This is a genomic window from Streptococcus sp. SGI.013, assembly GCF_050315295.1.
In the GTDB taxonomy this organism is placed as follows: Bacteria; Bacillota; Bacilli; order Lactobacillales; family Streptococcaceae; genus Streptococcus; species Streptococcus porcorum.
On sequence record NZ_JBNPOS010000001.1, the window covers coordinates 100,823 to 121,651 of the forward strand.

The following is a 20,829-nucleotide window of genomic DNA, read 5'->3' on the forward strand; positions in this document are numbered from 1 at the left end:
TTTGCGTCAAAACGAGAAATTATATAGTAGAAAAATGTGAAAATCAGGAAAGGGATTTCAGTTTTTTTCCTAAAACAATGTTTTTACCTTGAAAAGCAAATAGCACTATGGTATAATATAGCATTGTAAGGGTTATCATTTTATGAAAACCTAAAAATTCAAACAGAAAAAAGGAGAACCATAACATGGCTTCAAAAGATTTCCACATCGTTGCAGAAACAGGTATTCACGCACGTCCAGCTACTTTGCTTGTTCAAACAGCTAGCAAATTTGCTTCAGATATCACTCTTGACTACAAAGGTAAAGCAGTTAACCTTAAATCAATCATGGGTGTTATGAGTCTTGGTGTTGGCCAAGGTGCTGACGTTACTATTAACGCTGAAGGTGCAGATGCTGATGATGCTATCGCAGCTATCGCAGAAACAATGACAAAAGAAGGATTGGCATAAGACTATGACAGAAATGCTTAAAGGAATTGCGGCATCTGATGGTGTTGCTGTTGCTAAAGCATATCTACTTGTTCAACCGGATTTGTCATTTGAGACTGTTTCAGTCAATGATACAAATGCAGAAGAAGCTCGTTTGGATGCAGCCCTCGAGGCTTCACAAAACGAGCTTTCTGTTATCCGTGAAAAAGCAGTAGGTACGCTTGGAGAAGAAGCGGCACAAGTATTTGACGCTCACTTAATGGTTCTTGCTGACCCAGAAATGATTGGTCAGATCAAAGAAACGATTCGTGCCAAACAAGTTAATGCTGAAGCAGGACTTAAAGAAGTAACAGATATGTTTGTTGCCCTCTTTGAAGGTATGGAAGATAATCCATATATGCAAGAGCGTGCAGCAGATATCCGTGACGTTGCTAAACGTGTTCTTTCTCACCTTCTTGGTGTAAAATTACCAAACCCAGCAACGATTGATGAAGAGTCAATTGTGATTGCACACGATTTGACACCATCAGATACAGCACAATTAGATGCAAACTTCGTTAAAGCTTTTGTAACAAACATTGGTGGCCGTACAAGTCACTCAGCTATCATGGCGCGTACCCTTGAGATTGCAGCGGTACTTGGTACAAACAACATCACAGAAATTGTAAAATCAGGGGATGTTTTAGCGGTTAACGGTATCACTGGTGAGGTGATTATCAACCCAACAGAAGAGCAAATTGCAGAATTTAAAGCAGCAGGTGAAGCTTATGCTAAGCAAAAAGCAGAGTGGGCACTTCTTAAAGATGCACAAACTGTTACAGCTGATGGCAAACACTTTGAATTAGCTGCTAATATCGGTACACCTAAAGATGTTGAAGGGGTCAACAATAACGGTGCAGAAGCTGTTGGACTTTATCGTACAGAGTTCTTGTACATGGACTCACAAGATTTCCCAACAGAAGATGAGCAATACGAAGCTTACAAGGCTGTTCTTGAAGGCATGAATGGTAAACCAGTTGTGGTTCGTACAATGGATATCGGTGGGGATAAAGAACTTCCTTACTTCGACCTTCCACACGAAATGAACCCATTCCTTGGTTTCCGTGCCCTTCGTATCTCTATTTCTGAAACTGGTAATCAAATGTTCCGTACGCAATTGCGTGCCCTTCTTCGTGCATCAGTACATGGTCAACTTCGTATCATGTTCCCAATGGTTGCCTTGTTGACAGAATTCCGTGCAGCAAAAGCTATCCTTGAAGAAGAAAAAGCGAATCTTAAAGCTGAAGGTGTAGCAGTTTCAGATAATATTCAAGTGGGTATCATGATTGAGATTCCTGCAGCAGCCATGCTTGCAGACCAATTTGCCAAAGAAGTTGACTTCTTCTCAATTGGTACAAACGACCTTATCCAATACACAATGGCTGCAGACCGTATGAACGAACAAGTATCATACCTTTACCAACCATACAACCCTTCTATCCTTCGCTTGATCAACAACGTTATCAAAGCAGCACATGCTGAAGGTAAATGGGCTGGTATGTGTGGTGAGATGGCTGGTGACCAACAAGCTGTGCCACTTCTTGTCGGAATGGGACTTGATGAGTTCTCTATGAGTGCTACATCAGTTCTTCGTACGCGTAGCCTTATGAAGAAACTTGACACTGCTAGAATGCAAGAATATGCAAACCGTGCATTGACAGAATGCGCAACAGCAGAAGAAGTTCTTGAACTTCAAAAAGAATACGTTAACTTTGATTAAAAATTAAGAGAGAACAAGGCTATTAGTCTTGTTTTCTTGTTATTCTGATCAAAAAAGTTACTTCTTGCAGTTTATGTCAAAATTTTCTGAATTTTAGTGTAGCAAAACCTTGAAAAATATATTTAAAATGATAAAATAGTCTTACTATCATTAAAGGAGAGTCCTAATGACACAATATAAAAACTATGTCAACGGAGAGTGGAAACTTTCTGAAAACGAAATTAAAATATATGCTCCTGCTAATGGTGAAGAGCTAGGTTCTGTACCTGCTATGAGCCGTGAGGAAGTAGATTATGCTTATGAGTCAGCTAAAAAAGCCCTTCCAGCTTGGCGAGCACTTTCTTATGTTGAGCGTGCCGCTTATTTACACAAGGTAGCAGATATCTTAGAACGTGACCAAGAAAAAATCGGTACTATTCTTGCAAAAGAAGTCTCTAAAGGTATCAAGGCTGCTATCTCAGAAGTTGTACGTACAGCAGATCTTATTCGTTATGCAGCTGAAGAAGGTGTCCGTTTATCAGGTGAAGTCCTTGAAGGTGGAAGTTTTGAAGCAGCAAGCAAGAAAAAAATTGCGGTTGTTCGTCGTGAACCAGTTGGTTTGGTACTTGCGATTGCTCCATTTAACTACCCAGTAAACCTTTCAGGTTCTAAGATTGCACCTGCTCTTATTGGAGGAAACGTTGTTGCCTTTAAACCACCAACACAAGGTTCAATTTCAGGTCTTCTCTTAGCTGAGGCTTTTGCAGAAGCAGGATTACCTGCTGGTGTCTTTAATACTATCACTGGTAAAGGTTCTGAAATTGGAGATTACCTCAATGAGCATAAAGCAGTTGATTTCATCAACTTTACAGGCTCAACACCAATTGGTGAGCGTATCGGTAAGATGGCTGGTATGCGTCCTATTATGTTGGAACTTGGTGGTAAGGATGCGGCTATCGTTCTTGAAGATGCTGATCTTGCTAAAACTGCTAAAGATATTGTTGGTGGGGCGCTTAGCTACTCAGGTCAGCGTTGTACTGCGATTAAGCGTGTTCTTGTCCTTGAAAGTGTAGCAGATGAGCTTGCAGGATTGATTAAAGCAGAAGTTGAAAAACTAACTGTTGGAGATCCGTTTGATAACGCAGATATTACTCCTGTTATTGATTCAGGTTCAGCAGATTACATTGAAGGTTTGGTTCGCGATGCCCAAGAGAAAGGTGCTACTGAATTAACACCATTCAAACGTGAAGGCAACCTTCTATGGCCAACTTTATTTGACCATGTTACAACAGATATGCGTGTTGCTTGGGAAGAGCCATTTGGTCCAGTTCTTCCAATTATTCGTGTGAAATCAGTTGAAGAAGCTATTGAAATTGCGAACAAGTCAGAGTTTGGGCTACAATCAGCAGTCTTTACTCAAGATTTCCCTAAAGCTTTTGCAATTGCAGAGAAACTTGAAGTTGGTACAGTGCATATCAACAACAAAACACAACGTGGAACAGATAACTTCCCATTCTTGGGTGTTAAAGGTTCAGGTGCTGGTACACAAGGTATCCGTTACTCAATTGAAGCAATGACTCGTGTCAAATCAGTGGTCTTTGATATTCAATAATCATTATAAATCAAAAAAACTTCTATCCTTGAAAGGATAGAAGTTTTTTATTGGAGTTACAAAATAAAAAGTTGTTGGTTTTTCAATTTTACTTCCTTGACGGTAGCATATTTTTTAAGTTGCTTTAATTCTTCTTTATGAGTAACAAAAGTAATAACGATACCATCTTTTCCCATTCGTCCTGTACGACCAGCGCGATGGGTATAGGCTTCTTTATCTCTAGGAACTTCAAAATTGATGACATATTCTAAGTTATCCACATCAATTCCTCTAGCGACAAGGTCAGTAGCTAAAAGAAGCGATAATTGATGGTTCTTAAATTTTTCAATAATAACTTTTCTAAACTTGACATTAATATCACTAGCAAGAGATACAGCATTGCTATTAGCAAATTGCAAACGCTCCTCAGCTGCTCCTAAATCTGATAAACTATTAAAGAAAACAAGGGCACGAAAATCAGATATATTGGAGAATTTTCTTAACAATTCTAAACGTTCGCGTTTATCTAGCAACATATAATAGTGTTTGGTTTGGCTCTCTTCTTGATTGCTAACATCAATTTTAATTGTATTTTCTGCGAGTTTAGTTTGATCGATTTTAGAGGTTGCACTCATGTAGATGAGTTGATGTTCACGTGGAACCCGTCTTAAGATATTATCCACAAAATGGAACTGTGACTCACTGAGGAGTTCATCAAATTCATCCAAAACGATGGTATCTACATTCATCATTTTAATTTTTTTAAGTTTAATCAACTCGAACACACGTCCAGGAGTACCAATGAGAATTTCAGGTCCCTTTTTTAGGCGTTCAATTTGTCTTTTTTGACTAGAGCCAGATAAGAAAAGCTGTGCTACCAATCCTAGAGGGTCGGCCCATAATTTGGTTACCTCAAAAATTTGACCAGCCAGCTCTGTATTAGGAGCTAGGATAAGGAGTTGTTGTGATTTTTTAGGCTTCAGTTTTAAGAGACTTGGCCATAAATAAGCAAGGGTTTTACCTGTTCCTGTAGGACTAATCCCAAGTAGGTTATCTCCAGATGTAATGGGATCAAATGCATTTGTTTGGATAGGAGTGAAGGTGTCAAAATTGAATTGCGCCATCTGGTCTTGCCAGACTTTAGGAAATTGGTTAATCATAATCTGCCTCAAATCTAATACCAGCATCTTGTCGCATGGTAAAAAGGGTGTGGCTGACTCCTTGAGCCAGCTCTAATAAGGAGTGATAGTGTGTTAGGTCATTTGATTTGATAATATTGGAAAAACAAATGACTTCTTCTAGCATAGGATGCTGGAGGTTGTTAAGGGAGAGCTCTTCACAAGCCCCATCGTGTTTTTTAAAAGTTACCGAGCTAATTGCTTGGATGTGATTCAGAATAAGCGTTCCATCTGTTGTATAGATTTCTGCAGGTAAGGTAGTCTCATAGTTTTTACCTGTCTTGATGCTAACACGAAAGTCTGGGTAAATAAGGTTACCATCACCATTGATATCAACTCCAGAATCAAGTAAGCTCGCCGTATAGTTTGCTAAAAGTGGTTTTCCAAATAAATAAATAGCAGCATAGATGGGATAAACACCTAAGTCAGCTAGGGCCCCTCCTGAAAATTTAGAGGAAAAAATGTTTGGATGCTCACCATTTAGTAGGGCTTTCATTTTTGAAGAATATTTAGCATAATTGAAGCTTGCTCCGATAATGGTTTTATGAGATAGAAACAGTTTAACGGTTTCAAGAGCTTTTTCATGGATATTTCTTGCGGCTTCAAAGAAAAAAACGTGATTATCTTTAGCCAATTGAAGAATCTCTTGGAGTTCTTTTGGTGTTGAAAACGCTGGTTTTTCAACAATCACATGTTTTTTTGCTTTGATGGCAGCCTTAGCTTGTTCAAAATGAATGGAATTCGGGCTTGCGATATAGATGATGTCAAGATCACTGGTTAGAAATTCCCTTAAATCTGTAAAAGTGTCACAATTTGAATAATTTGTGATAAAAGTTTCAGCCGTTTCCTGATGTCGAGAATAGACAGCGACTAATTGATAAGCGCCTGAAAGGCGACAAGCTTCGATAAAATGATGGGAGATACTTCCTGTTCCAATGATACCAAGTTTTAACATGTTGTAGCCTCATTTCCCTAACGTTTACTCTATTATAACATAAATACACCTTGTTCTGATGTTCTGTTCTTTATAGGTGGTCAAATTTCTAAAAATAGTGTAGAATAGTTCAGAAAGACAGTTTTTTAAATGGAGAAAATAATGCGCAAAAAACCTATTATCATTGGTGTTACAGGTGGATCTGGTGGAGGGAAAACAAGTGTTTCCCAGGCAATCTTAGCTAATTTTCCAGATGCTAAAATTGCTATGATTGAACATGATTCTTACTATAAAAATCAAGATCATTTGACCTTTGATGAACGTATTAAGACTAATTATGATCATCCTTTGGCTTTTGATACTGATTTTATGATTGAACAACTAAAAGAGTTGATTGAAGGCTGTCCAGTTGATATTCCTATTTATGATTATACCCAGCATACGCGTAGTGAAAAGACTTATCGTCAGGAACCTCAGGATGTTTTTATTATCGAAGGGATTTTAGTCATGGAAGACAAACGCCTTCGTGATTTGATGGACATTAAGATTTTTGTTGATACAGATGATGATATTCGCATCATCCGACGTATAAAGCGCGACATGTTAGAGCGTGGTCGTAGTTTGGATAGTATCATTGAGCAATATACCAGTGTGGTAAAGCCTATGTACCATCAATTTATTGAACCAACAAAACGTTATGCAGATATTGTCATTCCAGAAGGCGTTAGTAATGTAGTTGCGATTGATTTAATCAATACAAAAGTCGCTAGTATCTTAAATGAGAAGTAAGAGGGGATTTCCCCCTCTTTTTCTATTTCCAGATGTTGACAGATTTTTCAGAAAATTTGCATTAATAAGCAATTATTTATTGACAATTAAAAAAAAAGAAGGTATTATATTAATAATTATTACATCGAGAGGAAAAGTCAAATGTCTATTCAAACAATTTCATTTACATTGTTGTTGCGACAGGAGGGCTAATGCTGGAAATTGCATTAGTCCTGTTTGGCTTACCAAGCGGGATAGAGAAAAACATCTCGCTGGTTTTCCGGGAGATGTTTTTTATTTTATTAGATTTTAGAAAGTGGTATTCTTATGCACAAAGTGGAATTTCTTGATACAACTCTTCGTGATGGAGAGCAAACCCCAGGTGTCAACTTTTCGATTAAAGAAAAAGTTGCTATTGCCAAACAGCTGGAAAAGTGGGGGATTTCGTCAATTGAAGCTGGTTTTCCAGCAGCTAGTCCAGATTCTTTTGAAGCAGTGAAACAGATTGCAGCGGCTATGACAACAACTGCAGTATCAGGCCTTGCTCGATCAGTTAAATCTGATATTGATGCCTGCTATGAGGCGATTAAAGATGCAAAATTCCCACAAATTCATGTGTTTATTGCAACTAGCCCTATTCATCGAGAATTTAAACTAAAAAAATCTAAGGAAGAAATTTTGCAACTTATCACAGAGCATGTGTCTTATGCGCGTTCTAAATTTGAGGTAGTGGAATTTTCACCTGAAGATGCGACACGAACAGAGTTAGATTATCTTTTACAAGTAGTGCAAACCGCTGTAGATGCTGGAGCAACTTACATCAATATCCCTGACACAGTTGGTTTCACCACACCTGAAGAATATGGCCATATTTTTAAATATCTAATTGAAAATGTGAAATCTGAACGTCAGATCATCTTTAGCCCACATTGTCACAATGATCTTGGTATGGCTGTTGCTAATACGCTTGCTGCGGTTAAAAATGGTGCAGGTCGTGTTGAAGGGACGATCAATGGTATTGGAGAACGTGCAGGAAATGCTGCTCTTGAAGAGGTGGCTGTTGCCCTTAATATTCGTGAGGATTATTATCAAGCTGAAAGTCCAATTGTCTTAAAAGAAACTGTTAATACTGCTGAATTGGTATCACGTTTTTCAGGTATTGCGATTCCTAAAAATAAAGCAGTTGTTGGAGGAAATGCTTTTTCACATGAATCAGGTATCCATCAAGATGGCGTCCTAAAAAATCCATTGACCTATGAAATTATTACTCCAGAATTGGTTGGAGTTAAGAAAAACTCACTGCCACTTGGTAAACTTTCTGGACGACATGCCTTTGTTGAAAAATTAAAAGAACTAGATCTTGGCTTTGAGGAATCAGAAATCACAGCATTATTTGCTAAATTTAAAGCCTTGGCAGATAAAAAACATGACATTACAGATGCGGATATTCGTGCCTTGGTTGCAGGCAATGATATTGAAAACCCAGAAGGCTTCCACTTTAAAGATCTTAAGTTGACATCAAACGTTGATGATACCGTCACTGCAGATGTTATTATGGTGAATATTGATCAAGAAGAGGTTGAAGTGATTGCCAATGGTAAGGGATCGGTTGAGGCGATTTATAATGCGGTTGATAAATTCTTCAACCAAACCGTGAAATTGCTTAGCTATAGTATGGATGCTGTTACAGATGGCATTGATGCACAGGCGCGTGTTTCGGTTTCTGTTGAAAATGTTGACACTGGTACGATTTTCAATGCTTCAGGGATTGACTTTGATGTTCTAAAAGCTGGAGCAATTGCTTACATTAATGCCAATACACTTGTTCAAAAAGAAAACTCTGGTGAGATTGGTCATAAAGTATCTGAAAAAGACCTTGAATTTCCAAATAAATAAATGAGGCGACATATGACAAAAAAAATTGTGACTTTAGCAGGAGACGGTATCGGCCCAGAAATTATGGCGGCAGGCTTAGAAGTTCTATCTGCTGTTGCTAAAAAAATTGACTTTCATTATAGTATTGAAGAAAAGGCATTTGGAGGAGCTGGGATTGATCAAGTTGGTCATCCCCTTCCAGAAGACACCTTATCTGCTAGTCAGCAAGCAGATGCGATTCTATTGGCAGCTATTGGTAGCCCTCAGTATGATGATGCTCCTGTTCGTCCAGAACAAGGCTTGTTGGCGATTCGTAAAGAATTGAATTTATTTGCTAATATTCGCCCAGTTAAGATTTTCGATGCCTTAAAACACCTTTCTCCCTTAAAGCCTGAGCGAATTGAAGGGGTAGATTTTGTAGTGGTTCGTGAGTTGACAGGTGGGATTTACTTTGGAGAACATCTCTTAAATGAGGATTCCGCAAGAGATATTAATGATTATTCTGCCGATGAAATTCGTCGTATTATGCGAAAAGCGTTTGACATTGCTAGTGGTCGTAGAAAAAAAGTGACTAGCATTGATAAACAAAATGTTTTAGCGACATCAAAATTATGGCGTCAAGTAGCTGAAGAGGTTGCAAAGGAGTACCCAGAAGTTACCTTGGAACATCAATTAGTGGATTCTGCTGCTATGATGATGATTACTAATCCTGCTCGATTTGATGTTGTAGTAACTGAAAATTTATTTGGTGATATCCTATCTGATGAATCCAGTGTTTTACCCGGAACATTGGGAGTGATGCCTTCAGCTAGCCATTCTGAAAATGGACCAAGTTTGTATGAGCCTATTCATGGTTCAGCACCAGATATTGCGGGACAAGGAATTGCGAATCCCATTAGTATGATTTTATCGGTTTCAATGATGTTACGCGAAAGTTTTGGTGAGGTAGCTGGAGCTGAGATGATTGAAGGAGCTGTTGCTAAGACTCTTGCTCAAGGCGTTTTAACGAGAGATCTTGGGGGTGAAGCGACTACGATTGAGATGACCCAAGCGATCATAAGTAATTTATAAGTGATGGCGATACAATTGACGATTGGCCTACTGTTTTGGAATCTTTTAGTTTATATGACTTATGTTAGCGATAAGAACAAAGCTAGAAGAAAACAGTGGCGTATTCCAGAGAAAGTCTTACTACTAGAGAGCCTTTTATTAGGTGGAATGGGTGCCATGTTTGCCGCTTATCAATGGCGACATAAGACAAGAAAATGGTACTTCGTTATGACATGGTATATTGGACTTATCGTAGATGGCTTGATATTATATCTGATTTGGAGTAAAAAATGAGTGGAAAATCGATTTTTGATAAATTATGGGACCGTCATGTTATTACAGGAAATGAAGGAGAACCTCAACTCATGTATGTGGACCAACATTATATACATGAAGTAACCAGTCCCCAAGCCTTTCAAGGTCTAAGAGATGCAGGACGTCAACTACGTCGCCCTGATTTAACTTTTGGCACTTTTGACCACAATGTCCCAACAGTTAACATTTATGATATTCGAGATGTTATTTCCAAGGCACAAATTGATGCTTTAGCAAAAAATGTTAAGGATTTTGGGATAGAGCATGCACCACATGGTTCTGAAAATCAGGGTATTGTGCATATGGTTGGTCCAGAAACTGGAAAGACACAACCAGGGAAATTTATCGTTTGCGGGGATAGTCATACCGCGACACATGGAGCATTTGGTGCGATTGCTTTTGGTATCGGTACCTCAGAGGTCGAGCATGTTTTTGCAACACAGACAATCTGGCAAGTTAAACCTAAACGCATGTTGGTTGAGTTTACTGGAAAGCCTCAAAAAGGTGTTTATTCTAAAGATTTTATATTAGCTTTGATTGCTGAGTACGGAGTTGCTTGTGGAGTTGGTTATGTGGTTGAATACACTGGAGAAGCAATTGATCGCTTGAGTATGGAAGAGCGGATGACCATTTGTAATATGTCTATTGAATTTGGCTCTAAGATGGGAATTATGAACCCTGATCAAACGACTTTTGATTATTTAAAAGGTCGTCCTGGCGCTCCGAAAGATTTTGAAGAGGCGGTAGCCGATTGGAAAACACTGGTATCAGATTCAGATACTGTGTATGACAAGGTGATTCGAATGGATGTTTCGACTTTGGCTCCTATGGTGACTTGGGGAACCAATCCTGCGATGGGGGTTTCTTTTGATCAAGCTTTTCCAGAAATTAGAGATATGAATGATGAGAGAGCCTATGAATATATGGGAACAAAACCTGGTCAAAAGGCAGAGGATATTGAAATTGGTTATGTCTTTTTAGGATCTTGTACTAATGCTCGTTTGAGTGATTTAGCCTTGGCAGCAAAAGTTGTGAAAGGGAAAAAGATTGCTCCTCATGTCACTGCCATTGTGGTTCCAGGAAGTCGCCCTGTCAAGCGTGCAGCAGAGAAACTTGGACTTGATAAGGTCTTTATAGAGGCTGGTTTTGAGTGGCGTGATCCTGGTTGTTCCATGTGTTTAGGAATGAATCCGGATAAGGTTCCTTCAGGAGTGCATTGTGCTTCAACAAGTAATCGTAACTTTGAAGATCGCCAAGGCTTTGGAGCAAAAACTCATCTGTGTAGTCCAGCGATGGCAGCAGCAGCAGCTATTGCAGGCCACTTTGTAGATGTTCGTCAATTACCAGAAGTGCAATAGGAGGCAAGATGGAAAAATTTACAGTCTATAAAGGAACGACTGTCCCTTTAATGAATGATAATATCGATACGGATCAACTTCTTCCTAAACAATTTTTAAAGTTAATTGATAAAAAAGGTTTTGGAAAGTATTTGATGTATTCTTGGCGCTACCTAGATGATGACTATACTGAAAATCCTGATTTTATTTTTAATCAAGAGGCCTATCGAAAAGCTACTATCTTGATTACAGGAGATAACTTTGGTGCTGGTTCGTCTCGAGAACATGCAGCTTGGGCTCTAGAAGATTATGGCTTTAAAGTGGTGATAGCAGGATCCTTTGGTGATATTCACTACAATAATGAATTAAATAATGGCATGCTTCCGATTGTTCAACCTATAGAGGTTAGAGAACAATTAGCTAATCTTTCGCCAGAAGATGAGGTTACTGTGGACCTACCTCAACAAAAAATTATTTCACCAGTTGGAGAATTTTCATTTGAGATTGATGCTGACTGGAAGAAAAAATTGATAGAAGGTTTGGATGATATTGGGATTACTTTGCAATTTGAAGATTTGATTGCAGAATATGAGAAAAATCGTCCAAGTTATTGGCAATAGAGATAATAGTTTGGAAAATTCTGAAAATAGATTGATTTTCAGTTAACAACATGATAGAATAAATAAGTACTTAGAAATTTAGATGGAGAATATATTATGACAAAACACATTCAATGGGACGGCAATCTTTCACAAGAAGGATTTGATATTCTTAATGGTGAAGGAGGATGTATCGTGTGTCCAACTAAGGTTGGTTACATCATCATGACATCTGATAAAGCTGGTTTGGAGCGTAAATTTGATGCCAAAGAGCGTAATCGTAATAAACCAGGTGTTGTCCTTTGCGGTAGCATGGAAGAGCTTCGTGCCCTTGCTCAATTAACACCAGAAATTGATGCCTTTTACCAAAAACATTGGGATGAAGATATTCTTTTAGGTTGTATCTTGCCATGGCGTGAAGATGCTTATGCCAAACTTCAAGCTTTTGGTGATGGTCGTGAGGAGTTGATGACAGATGTGCGTGGGACATCATGTTTTGTTATCAAATTTGGTGTTGCAGGTGAGCAAATCGCTAAAGAGATGTGGGAAAAAGAAGGAAAAATGGTCTATGCTTCATCAGCTAACCCATCAGGTAAAGGAAACCGCGGTAAAGTTGAGGGAATCGGTGAGCGTATCGAATCTAAGGTTGACCTTGTTATTGAAGCAGATGATTATGTAGCCTCAATCCAACCAGATAAAACTATTGAAACACGCTATGAGCAAGGTGTTATGGTTTCAATGGTTGATGCAGATGGTAAGCTAATCCCTGAGCAAGGTGAAGGTAGCCGTTCTATTGAGCCATGTCCAGTTGTGATCCGTAAAGGTCTAGATATCGATAAAATTATGATGCATTTATCTGATCACTTTAACTCATGGAACTACCGTCAAGGGGAGTACTATTAAGATTAGCAATTAAGGGTAGCCTAGGATTTCCTTGGCTATCTTTCTTTTTTATGTGATGTGGAAAAGAAATTTGCTATAATAGATAAGAATGACTGTTAAGGAGACTAGAATGATAGAGCAAGATAAAAAAAATGCTTATGAACTGATGTTGGCACAAGCAGGATTATTGTTGGAGAAAGAAAGTAATGCTTTAGCTAATTTATCTAATATGAGCGCTCTTTTGAAGCAAACACTACCAAATTCTGTTTTTACAGGATTTTATCTTTTTGATGGAAAGGAATTGATTTTAGGACCATTTCAAGGTGGAGTCTCTTGTGTTCGGATCGCTTTAGGAAAGGGAGTTTGTGGCGAGGTTGCACAAAAGAGGCAGACTATGATTGTTGATGATGTGACAAAGCATGCTAACTATATTGCTTGTGATTCAGCAGCAAGAAGCGAGATTGTTGTTCCAATGGTAAAAGAAGGACAATTGATAGGGGTCTTGGATTTGGATTCACATTTAGTGGGAGATTACGACGATCTTGACCAAGCTCATTTAGAACAATTTGTAGCACTTCTAGTGGAAAAAACAACATGGGACTTTAGTATGTTTGGAGTTGAGAGTTAATGTATCAAGCCTTATATCGTAAGTATCGTAGCCAAACCTTTGAAGAAATGGTAGGGCAATCTTTAATTGCCACTACACTACGTCAGGCGGTAGAAAATGAAAAAATAAGTCATGCCTATCTTTTTTCAGGACCACGAGGGACAGGAAAAACAAGTTCTGCCAAGATATTTGCTAAAGCGATGAACTGCCCTAATCAAGTGGGAGGAGAGCCTTGTAATATTTGTTATATTTGTCAAGCGATCACAGAAGGTAGCCTTGAGGATGTGATTGAGATTGATGCCGCTTCAAATAATGGTGTGGATGAAATTCGAGACATTCGTGATAAATCGACTTATGCTCCCAGTGTTGCAAAATATAAAGTTTATATCATTGATGAGGTCCATATGCTCTCCACAGGTGCTTTTAATGCTCTTTTGAAAACGCTTGAGGAACCAACAGAAAATGTCGTTTTTATCTTAGCGACCACGGAACTACATAAAATTCCAGCAACAATTTTATCTCGTGTTCAACGTTTTGAATTTAAAGCGATCAATACTCTTGCCATTTGTGACCATCTTGCATTTATCCTTGATAAGGAAGGAATTGATTTTGACCAAGAGGCTCTAGAAATTATTGCTAGAAGAGCTGAAGGGGGAATGCGTGATGCTTTATCAATTCTGGATCAGGCACTTAGTTTAACACGCCATCATCGTGTAGAAGTCAGCATAGCAGAAGAAATTACAGGAAGTATTAGCTTAAAGGCTTTAGATGATTATGTTGCTCATATCCGTGAGCAAGATGCAAGTGCAGCCTTAGATAATTTAAACACCATTTTTGAGAATGGAAAAAGTATGAGTCGTTTTGCAACCGACTTACTACAATATTTTAGAGATCTCTTAGTTGTTCAAACAGGCGGTACGAACACCCATTCTGGTCAAGTGTTTGAGATGAACTTGCAACTTCCTAAAGAACGCCTCTTTGCCATGATTGAGGAGGTCACAAAGGCTTTGCAAGATATAAAAAATGGTTCCCATCCGAAAGTTTATGCAGAAATGATGACCATCAGATTAGCAGAGGAAAAGGGAAATCATATTGGTCTAACAGAGGAGTTGACGCAAGAATTAAGCCATCTTCAAGCTGAGATCGCAGAATTAAAGCAGGCACTAAAAAAACTCGAAACAGGATCAGTGAAGTCTAGTTCTAACCTTTCTCAACCTAAGTCACAAGTAACCTACAAGGTTGATAAGGTTAAAATTATGACCATTATGAAAGAAACGGTGGAGGACAGTGAGCAATCTAGAGCTTATTTGGACGCTTTAAAATCTGCTTGGAATGAAATTTTAGATAGTATTTCACCACAAAATCGAGCTCTTTTGCTGGGATCAGAACCTGTTCTTGCAAATAGCGACAATGCCATCTTGGCTTTTGATGCCGCATTTAATGCTGAACAAGCTATGCGTCGTGAAGATTTGAACACAATTGTTGGAAATATTATGAGTAAGGTGGCCGATTTCTCCCCTAAAATCATGGCAGTTCCTAAAGAGGATTTCAACCGTATTCGATCAGAGTTTGCTAAGCAACTAAAAGCGCAAAAGCAAGATAGTGAGACAGAAAATCATAAAGAAGACCAAGGAGCTTTCATTATCCCAGAAGGATTTGATTTTTTGGCTGACAAAATTATCGTGGAAGAAAGCTAGACTTTTTAATTTATGAATGAAAAAACACATTAGAAGGAGTCTATTTTACCCCTTTCTAATGTGTTTTTGGTATGTTTTATTTGAGAAATTATGCTATAATGTCACCATGACAAGACAACAATTTCTTATTTTTGCTTTAGGTACAGCCGTAGAAACCTATTTGTTTAACCAAGCGATCTTTGATCAAGAGTATTTTTTTGCAGGCTTTTGGGCATTTTTATTGATTAGAAAACTTTATACGAGTTTGGTACTTAGTCGCGTAATGAAGGCTATTGATAAGACTACCAAGAAATAAGGCGAACTTCACCACTGGAGAGCGTCTTTTTTTCTTCTCCAGTTTGGATTAGTAATTCTCCACGGTCGGTAATGTCTAATACTTTAGCCTGTTTTTCTTGTTCTTGTTCAAGGTAAGTAATGGTTTGATGAAGGACGAGTGACTTATCCTTGTAGTATTTCACTAAGTCATATTCAGGAGTTTCAAAAAAAATGTTCCACATACTACAAATTAAATCTTCTCTCGTAATACCTGGAGTTGTTTTAAAAAGGCTATCTGCTATTTCCGATAAATTTTCAGGAAAGGTAGAAATAAAGAAATTGATGCCTACTCCGATGATGACATCTGTTACTAGCCCTGTCTCAACTGATGTAATAGCTTCTGTTAAGATACCAGCAATTTTTTTACCATTTAAGTAAATATCATTAACCCATTTGATATCACATTCTATACCTGTTAATCGAGAGATTGCCTTCACCAAGCTACTTGCTACCATAATGGTATAAGGTTTCACATCCTGATAGTGGCAATTGGGTTTAAGGTGTAAGGACATATAGATGCCACCTGTTTTGTCCGTAAAGAAAGATCGACCGAATCTTCCTTTAGCAGCTGTTTGCTCTTGAGCTAAGTAAAGAGTAGGAGCGGGAGCTCCTTTCTCTAGTCCATTTTTGGCATCGATCTGAGTGGATTGACTTTTTTCAAGGATTTGAACAGGGAAGTTTAATCGTTCTTCTAATTGGTCTTTAAGATAGAGATCTCCGCTGACAAGCTTATAGCCTTTATTTTTTGTGGATTCAACCATTAGTCCTTTATTTTCTAAAGTTTTTATGGCTTTCCAAATTGCAGTTCGTGAAACAGATAAATTTTCTGCTAACGTTTCTCCGCTGATATAATCGGATTGGTGTTTTAGTTCAAGGTAGATTTTTTCGTAGGTTTTCATAAGATAAGTATAGCAAAACCTTGGGTGATTTCAAGTTATTCAAAAAGTATATGACTGCTTATAGAAAATAACTATGTCAAATTTTTAAAAAGATTTTCTATTTTGAAAAGACAATGATATAATGGATAAGTTAATTAGTCCCGAAAAGGTGATTGTTGTCTCAATCAGTGCTTTGTAACTTTTTAACTGACTTGAAAATCAGAGACGATTTGTATTTTTAAGTGACTTATTATTTAAAAGGGGGACATGTCAAATGTCAGAACGTAAACTTTTCACGTCTGAATCAGTATCTGAGGGGCATCCAGATAAGATTGCAGACCAAATTTCAGATGCTATTTTAGATGCTATTTTAGAGCAAGATCCAGAAGCACACGTTGCAGCAGAGACAGTGGTTTATACAGGATCAGTTCATGTTTTTGGCGAGATTTCAACCACAGCTTATGTTGATATTAACCGTGTGGTCCGTGATACTATTGCTGAGATTGGTTATACTAAAGGAGAGTATGGTTTTTCTGCAGAAGCTGTAGGTGTGCATCCATCTTTAGTGGAACAATCACCTGATATTGCACAAGGGGTGAATGAGGCTCTTGAGGTTCGTGGAAATGAGGAGCAAGACCCATTAGATTTGATTGGGGCAGGAGACCAAGGACTTATGTTTGGTTTTGCGGTAGATGAAACGCCAGAGTTGATGCCGTTGCCGATTTCGCTTAGTCATGCTTTGGTCCGTCGTTTAGCAGAATTGCGTAAATCTGGTCAAATTGCCTACCTTCGTCCAGATGCTAAAAGTCAAGTTACTGTGGAGTATGATGAAGATAATCAACCCGTTCGTGTAGATACCGTTGTCATTTCCACGCAGCATGATCCAGAAGTCTCAAATGAGCAGATTCATCAAGATGTGATTGACAAGGTTATTAAAGCAGTTATCCCAGAAAAGTATCTTGATGAGGAGACAAAATATTTTATTAATCCTACAGGACGTTTTGTAATTGGAGGTCCTCAAGGAGACTCAGGTTTAACTGGTCGTAAGATTATCGTTGATACTTATGGTGGTTATGCGCGCCACGGCGGAGGAGCCTTTTCAGGAAAAGATGCCACAAAAGTAGATCGATCAGCTTCTTATGCAGCGCGTTATATTGCTAAAAATATTGTTGCAGCAGGTTTTGCTAAAAAAGCAGAAGTTCAGCTTGCCTATGCCATTGGGGTAGCTCACCCGGTTTCTATTAGGGTAGACACTTTTGGGACTGGTACGGTTGCAGAGTCAGAATTAGAAGCGGCTGTGCGCCAAGTTTTTGATTTGCGTCCAGCTGGTATTATTCAGATGCTTGATTTGAAGCGTCCAATTTATAAGCAAACGGCAGCTTATGGTCATATGGGACGTACGGATATTGATCTTCCTTGGGAACGTTTGGATAAGGTTGATAGCTTAAAGCATTACCTTTAAGTAGATTTATTACTTTCATTAGTTTAATTAGAAAAAAAGCATGATACTCTGGAGTGTCATGCTTTTGTAATATTTTAGTGATAAAAATGTAAAAAATAGATAATTCTATTTGTCAAATTGTTTACTAAATGATACAATAAGAAGGTTGAAATATTATTTATGAAAGAATAGAAAGTATGAGAAAAATTGTCATCAATGGTGGTAAACCATTGACAGGTGAAGTTGCTGTATCTGGTGCTAAAAATAGTGTGGTTGCCTTAATTCCTGCTATTTTGCTAGCTGATGATATCGTTATTTTAGACGGTGTTCCAGCAATTAGTGATGTTGATAGCTTGATTGAAATTATGGAAATCATGGGAGCTCGTGTGATTCGTGAGGGGGAAACCCTAGAAATCGATCCTCGTGGGGTCAAAAATATCCCCATGCCTTATGGAAAAATCAATAGTTTACGTGCTTCGTATTATTTTTATGGTAGTTTGTTGGGACGTTTTGGAGAAGCGACTGTAGGTTTGCCAGGTGGTTGTGATTTAGGGCCACGTCCAATTGACTTGCACTTAAAAGCTTTTGAAGCTATGGGAGCTAAAGTTTCCTATGAGGGAGATAACATGCGTTTAGCTACAGAAAGTGGTCAATTGCATGGAACTCATATTTATTTTGATATTGTGACAGTAGGTGCTACGATCAATACCATGATTGCGGCTGTTAAGGCAAAGGGAAAAACTGTTATTGAAAATGCTGCTAGGGAACCTGAGATTATTGATGTGGCCACTTTATTAAATAACATGGGAGCTCGTATTCGCGGTGCAGGGACAGATGTGATTACTATTGAAGGGGTTGATTACTTAGGTTCGACGCGTCATCAAGTTATTCCAGATCGTATCGAGGCTGGCTCATATATCGCTCTTGCTGCTGCTGTGGGTGAAGGGATTCGAGTCACGAATGTTTTATACGAGCATTTAGAAAGTTTCATTGCGAAGTTGGATGAGATGGGTGTTCGGATGACAATTGAAGAAGATAGTATTTTTGTAGAAAAACAAGAATCTTTAAAACCAGTTAATATCCGTACTGCTCCTTACCCTGGTTTTGCAACGGACTTACAACAGCCTGTGACCCCTTTATTATTGAAAGCTGAGGGACGTGGGAATTTAGTTGATACGATTTATGAAAAGCGTGTTAATCATGTGCCAGAGTTAGCACGTATGGGTGCTAATATTAAAATAATCGGCTCAACCATTATTTATGATGGTCCAAATCAGTTGACGGGAGCTCCTGTTAGAGCGACAGATCTTCGTGCAGGGGCTGCCTTAGTCACAGCAGGTTTGATGGCTAAAGGAAGAACAGAAATCACTAATATTGAATTTATTTTACGTGGTTATTCTAACATTATTGAGAAATTACGTGCCTTAGGCGCAGATATTGATATTATTGAAGAATAAATCAAGCTGGTATGACTATGATTCTTTTATAAGATGATTAGTCATACCACTTTTTGTCTTTATTCTAGGGATATTTGACTAAAAACGTTAAAAACCTGTATAATAAACACATGACAATTTGGCTAACATTGGCAAAGTATGCCACTTTTGAAACAGAAGTTCTTAGGTTAAGACCCCTTAGATTTGATGATCGGTATTCTTTTTTCAGTATGTTAATTGAGGATGAGTTACCCTTTATTTTTCCAAAGCCCAAGACTAGACAAGAATGTGATGAATTATTTGTTCAACAGTTTATGAAAGCCCCTCTAGGCATATGGGGAATAGAATTGAAAGCATCAGAGGAGTTAATTGGCATTGTTCAGTTTGAAAAGATTGATCTAAACCAAAATTCTGCTGAATTAGCTTATTTTTTGAAACGTGACTACTGGGGAAAAGGACTGATGACGGAGTGTGTCAAGAATATCTCTTTTTTAGGTTTAAAAGCCTGTCGGTTAGCAAGAATAAATATTATTGTTCACAAAGAAAACATCGCAAGTAAAAGAGTTGCTGAGAAATGTCATTATCGTCTGGTGGGGAGTTACAAGGGTAGTGATCGTTACACGCATAAAATAAGGAATTACTTGACTTACGAGTTAAGAGCTGGGGTGACGGATGATGAGTAAGCACCAAGAAATCTTAGACTATTTAAAAGGTTTGGCAGTTGGTAAACGTGTCAGTGTGAGAGGAATTTCTAATCGTTTGAAGGTGAGTGATGGAACAGCCTACAGAGCAATCAAAGAAGCTGAGAGTCGTGGTCTTGTTGAAACACGTCCGCGTAGTGGGACCATTCGTATTCAAACTAAAAATCAGCTATCATCTGATAAGCTGACCTATGCTAAAATTTTAGAGGTTTGTAGCGCAGATTTGGTGGCGGGAAATGCAGGGTTAGAGCGTGAATTTAGTCATTTCGCCATTGCTGCTATGACATTAGAAAATATAGGTCGTTACTTGACTAGCTCAGGGTTGCTGATTGTTGGCGATAGAGAAGATGTTCAAATTTTTGCTTTAGAGCATGGGAATGCCATCTTAGTGACAGGTGGATTTGAAGTATCGGATAAAGCTAAGGCTATCGCCAATCGTTTATCCATTCCAATTATGATTAGTCATTTTGACACCTTTACCGTTGCTCGAATGATTAATAGCGCCTTGTCTGATATTCGTATAAAAACAGATTTAAAGACAGTTGAAGAAATCCTAATCCCTAAATTTGAGGCAGATTATTTATTTGAAACGGACACTGTTAGAGATTTTCATCAGTTGGTCAGAAAGCTGAATCAGGTGCGTTTTCCTGTTTTAAATCAACATGAGATGGTTGTAGGGATGATTAGTATGCGGGATGTCACAGGAAAAGAGGCTAGTGTGACCCTTGATAAGTTGATGACTCGCAATCCTATTGTAACTTATTTTGATGTTAGTTTAGCTAGTGTTAGCCAAAAAATGTTGTTAGATGATTTTCAGATGTTACCAGTTGTCGCTAATGATGGAAAGCTGTTAGGGGTTGTGACGCGTCGCAAGGTTATGGCTGAGTTAAAGAATCTCCAGGAAAAAAGTTTACCGACTTTTAGTGAGGAAATTGTCTCTCATTTAAAAGTAGATGATGCAAGTACTCATTTTTCGTTTACCATCACGCCGTCAATGGTGGATAGTACGGGCAATTTGTCTCAAGGGATTTTAACGGAATATTTAAAAGAAATTACGAT

21 protein-coding genes are annotated in these 20,829 nt (G+C 38.3%); 18 read left to right on the forward strand and 3 right to left on the reverse strand.

Annotation, left to right across the window (positions count from 1 at the left end; all coding sequences use genetic code 11):
• Window positions 1-185: 185 nt before the first annotated feature.
• From ACQRDX_RS00430 to ACQRDX_RS00440, 3 genes are all read left to right on the forward strand, one after another.
• On the forward strand, window positions 186-449 hold the full coding sequence (locus ACQRDX_RS00430) for a phosphocarrier protein HPr (RefSeq protein WP_354367292.1): 264 nt from the start codon (window positions 186-188) through the stop codon (window positions 447-449).
• A 4-nt stretch (window positions 450-453) separates the two neighbouring features.
• Window positions 454-2,187: a phosphoenolpyruvate--protein phosphotransferase gene (gene ptsP / locus ACQRDX_RS00435; protein ID WP_427893589.1), complete on the forward strand. Its 1,734-nt coding sequence runs from the start codon at window positions 454-456 to the stop codon at window positions 2,185-2,187.
• Between the two features lie 166 nt (window positions 2,188-2,353).
• Entirely contained in the window at window positions 2,354-3,778 is a 1,425-nt protein-coding gene (locus tag ACQRDX_RS00440; RefSeq protein WP_354369795.1) for an NADP-dependent glyceraldehyde-3-phosphate dehydrogenase, read from the forward strand.
• 56 nt (window positions 3,779-3,834) lie between these two features.
• Here ACQRDX_RS00440 and ACQRDX_RS00445 read toward each other — a convergent pair whose 3' ends face one another.
• Window positions 3,835-4,917: a DEAD/DEAH box helicase gene (locus tag ACQRDX_RS00445; protein ID WP_427893592.1), complete on the reverse strand. Its 1,083-nt coding sequence runs from the start codon at window positions 4,915-4,917 to the stop codon at window positions 3,835-3,837.
• The gene (locus tag ACQRDX_RS00450) at window positions 4,910-5,890 is read right to left on the reverse strand and encodes a Gfo/Idh/MocA family protein (RefSeq protein WP_427893594.1); all 981 of its coding nucleotides are present in this window, start codon (window positions 5,888-5,890) and stop codon (window positions 4,910-4,912) included. The genes ACQRDX_RS00445 and ACQRDX_RS00450 overlap by 8 nt, the downstream gene beginning before the upstream one ends.
• Window positions 5,891-6,031: 141 nt before the next feature.
• Here ACQRDX_RS00450 and udk point away from each other — a divergent pair, with 141 nt between their 5' ends.
• The 11 genes from udk (at window position 6,032) to ACQRDX_RS00505 (ending at window position 15,294) form a co-directional block, all read left to right on the forward strand.
• Entirely contained in the window at window positions 6,032-6,658 is a 627-nt protein-coding gene (gene udk / locus ACQRDX_RS00455) for a uridine kinase (protein ID WP_427893596.1), read from the forward strand.
• A 191-nt stretch (window positions 6,659-6,849) separates the two neighbouring features.
• Entirely contained in the window at window positions 6,850-6,987 is a 138-nt protein-coding gene (locus ACQRDX_RS00460) for a hypothetical protein (protein WP_427893598.1), read from the forward strand.
• Entirely contained in the window at window positions 6,965-8,533 is a 1,569-nt protein-coding gene (locus ACQRDX_RS00465; RefSeq protein ID WP_427893600.1) for a 2-isopropylmalate synthase, read from the forward strand. Before ACQRDX_RS00460 ends, ACQRDX_RS00465 begins: the two co-directional genes overlap by 23 nt.
• 12 nt (window positions 8,534-8,545) lie before the next feature.
• Entirely contained in the window at window positions 8,546-9,583 is a 1,038-nt protein-coding gene (gene leuB, locus ACQRDX_RS00470) for a 3-isopropylmalate dehydrogenase (RefSeq protein WP_427893602.1), read from the forward strand.
• Window positions 9,584-9,586: 3 nt separating this feature from the next.
• The gene (locus ACQRDX_RS00475) at window positions 9,587-9,856 is read left to right on the forward strand and encodes a DUF1294 domain-containing protein (RefSeq protein WP_427893630.1); all 270 of its coding nucleotides are present in this window, start codon (window positions 9,587-9,589) and stop codon (window positions 9,854-9,856) included.
• A complete protein-coding gene (leuC, locus tag ACQRDX_RS00480; protein ID WP_354369788.1) occupies window positions 9,853-11,235 on the forward strand; it encodes a 3-isopropylmalate dehydratase large subunit in 1,383 nt (460 codons plus the stop codon). Before ACQRDX_RS00475 ends, leuC begins: the two co-directional genes overlap by 4 nt.
• Before the next feature lie 8 nt (window positions 11,236-11,243).
• Complete coding sequence (gene leuD, locus ACQRDX_RS00485; protein ID WP_354369787.1) at window positions 11,244-11,834, forward strand: 3-isopropylmalate dehydratase small subunit; 591 nt, start codon at window positions 11,244-11,246, stop codon at window positions 11,832-11,834.
• Window positions 11,835-11,930: 96 nt separating this feature from the next.
• Window positions 11,931-12,716, forward strand: a complete 786-nt coding sequence (locus ACQRDX_RS00490; RefSeq protein WP_354369786.1) for an L-threonylcarbamoyladenylate synthase — start codon at window positions 11,931-11,933, stop codon at window positions 12,714-12,716.
• A 109-nt stretch (window positions 12,717-12,825) separates the two neighbouring features.
• A complete protein-coding gene (locus ACQRDX_RS00495) occupies window positions 12,826-13,323 on the forward strand; it encodes a GAF domain-containing protein (protein WP_427893605.1) in 498 nt (165 codons plus the stop codon).
• Window positions 13,323-14,999, forward strand: coding sequence for a DNA polymerase III subunit gamma/tau (gene dnaX, locus ACQRDX_RS00500; protein WP_427893607.1), 1,677 nt, complete (start codon window positions 13,323-13,325; stop codon window positions 14,997-14,999). The genes ACQRDX_RS00495 and dnaX overlap by 1 nt, the downstream gene beginning before the upstream one ends.
• 106 nt (window positions 15,000-15,105) lie before the next feature.
• Window positions 15,106-15,294, forward strand: a complete 189-nt coding sequence (locus tag ACQRDX_RS00505; protein WP_354369783.1) for a DUF3272 family protein — start codon at window positions 15,106-15,108, stop codon at window positions 15,292-15,294.
• Here the strand turns inward: ACQRDX_RS00505 and birA are convergent.
• On the reverse strand, window positions 15,281-16,213 hold the full coding sequence (gene birA, locus ACQRDX_RS00510) for a bifunctional biotin--[acetyl-CoA-carboxylase] ligase/biotin operon repressor BirA (RefSeq protein ID WP_427893610.1): 933 nt from the start codon (window positions 16,211-16,213) through the stop codon (window positions 15,281-15,283). The two genes, ACQRDX_RS00505 and birA, sit on opposite strands and share 14 nt — an antisense overlap.
• A gap of 253 nt (window positions 16,214-16,466) precedes the next feature.
• On the opposite strand from birA, the gene metK reads away from it, so the two are divergent.
• From metK to ACQRDX_RS00530, 4 genes are all read left to right on the forward strand, one after another.
• Window positions 16,467-17,654, forward strand: coding sequence for a methionine adenosyltransferase (metK, locus tag ACQRDX_RS00515; protein ID WP_427893612.1), 1,188 nt, complete (start codon window positions 16,467-16,469; stop codon window positions 17,652-17,654).
• Between the two features lie 176 nt (window positions 17,655-17,830).
• The gene (locus ACQRDX_RS00520; protein ID WP_427893614.1) at window positions 17,831-19,090 is read left to right on the forward strand and encodes a UDP-N-acetylglucosamine 1-carboxyvinyltransferase; all 1,260 of its coding nucleotides are present in this window, start codon (window positions 17,831-17,833) and stop codon (window positions 19,088-19,090) included.
• A gap of 110 nt (window positions 19,091-19,200) precedes the next feature.
• Window positions 19,201-19,752 carry a GNAT family N-acetyltransferase gene (locus tag ACQRDX_RS00525; protein ID WP_427893616.1) on the forward strand — a complete coding sequence of 184 codons (552 nt, stop codon included), beginning with the start codon at window positions 19,201-19,203 and terminating at the stop codon, window positions 19,750-19,752.
• Window positions 19,745-20,829: DRTGG domain-containing protein (locus ACQRDX_RS00530; protein WP_427893618.1), on the forward strand; the 1,085-nt coding region annotated here is incomplete at its 3' end. The genes ACQRDX_RS00525 and ACQRDX_RS00530, both read left to right, overlap by 8 nt.

Coding starts and splice junctions, on each gene's coding strand:
- ACQRDX_RS00430 (WP_354367292.1), top strand. CDS start 186: ATGGCTTCAAAAGATTTCCACATCGTTGCAGAAACAGGTATTCACGCA.
- ptsP (WP_427893589.1), top strand. CDS start 454: ATGACAGAAATGCTTAAAGGAATTGCGGCATCTGATGGTGTTGCTGTT.
- ACQRDX_RS00440 (WP_354369795.1), top strand. CDS start 2,354: ATGACACAATATAAAAACTATGTCAACGGAGAGTGGAAACTTTCTGAA.
- ACQRDX_RS00445 (WP_427893592.1), bottom strand. CDS start 4,917: ATGATTAACCAATTTCCTAAAGTCTGGCAAGACCAGATGGCGCAATTC.
- ACQRDX_RS00450 (WP_427893594.1), bottom strand. CDS start 5,890: ATGTTAAAACTTGGTATCATTGGAACAGGAAGTATCTCCCATCATTTT.
- udk (WP_427893596.1), top strand. CDS start 6,032: ATGCGCAAAAAACCTATTATCATTGGTGTTACAGGTGGATCTGGTGGA.
- ACQRDX_RS00460 (WP_427893598.1), top strand. CDS start 6,850: ATGCTGGAAATTGCATTAGTCCTGTTTGGCTTACCAAGCGGGATAGAG.
- ACQRDX_RS00465 (WP_427893600.1), top strand. CDS start 6,965: ATGCACAAAGTGGAATTTCTTGATACAACTCTTCGTGATGGAGAGCAA.
- leuB (WP_427893602.1), top strand. CDS start 8,546: ATGACAAAAAAAATTGTGACTTTAGCAGGAGACGGTATCGGCCCAGAA.
- ACQRDX_RS00475 (WP_427893630.1), top strand. CDS start 9,587: ATGGCGATACAATTGACGATTGGCCTACTGTTTTGGAATCTTTTAGTT.
- leuC (WP_354369788.1), top strand. CDS start 9,853: ATGAGTGGAAAATCGATTTTTGATAAATTATGGGACCGTCATGTTATT.
- leuD (WP_354369787.1), top strand. CDS start 11,244: ATGGAAAAATTTACAGTCTATAAAGGAACGACTGTCCCTTTAATGAAT.
- ACQRDX_RS00490 (WP_354369786.1), top strand. CDS start 11,931: ATGACAAAACACATTCAATGGGACGGCAATCTTTCACAAGAAGGATTT.
- ACQRDX_RS00495 (WP_427893605.1), top strand. CDS start 12,826: ATGATAGAGCAAGATAAAAAAAATGCTTATGAACTGATGTTGGCACAA.
- dnaX (WP_427893607.1), top strand. CDS start 13,323: ATGTATCAAGCCTTATATCGTAAGTATCGTAGCCAAACCTTTGAAGAA.
- ACQRDX_RS00505 (WP_354369783.1), top strand. CDS start 15,106: ATGACAAGACAACAATTTCTTATTTTTGCTTTAGGTACAGCCGTAGAA.
- birA (WP_427893610.1), bottom strand. CDS start 16,213: ATGAAAACCTACGAAAAAATCTACCTTGAACTAAAACACCAATCCGAT.
- metK (WP_427893612.1), top strand. CDS start 16,467: ATGTCAGAACGTAAACTTTTCACGTCTGAATCAGTATCTGAGGGGCAT.
- ACQRDX_RS00520 (WP_427893614.1), top strand. CDS start 17,831: ATGAGAAAAATTGTCATCAATGGTGGTAAACCATTGACAGGTGAAGTT.
- ACQRDX_RS00525 (WP_427893616.1), top strand. CDS start 19,201: ATGACAATTTGGCTAACATTGGCAAAGTATGCCACTTTTGAAACAGAA.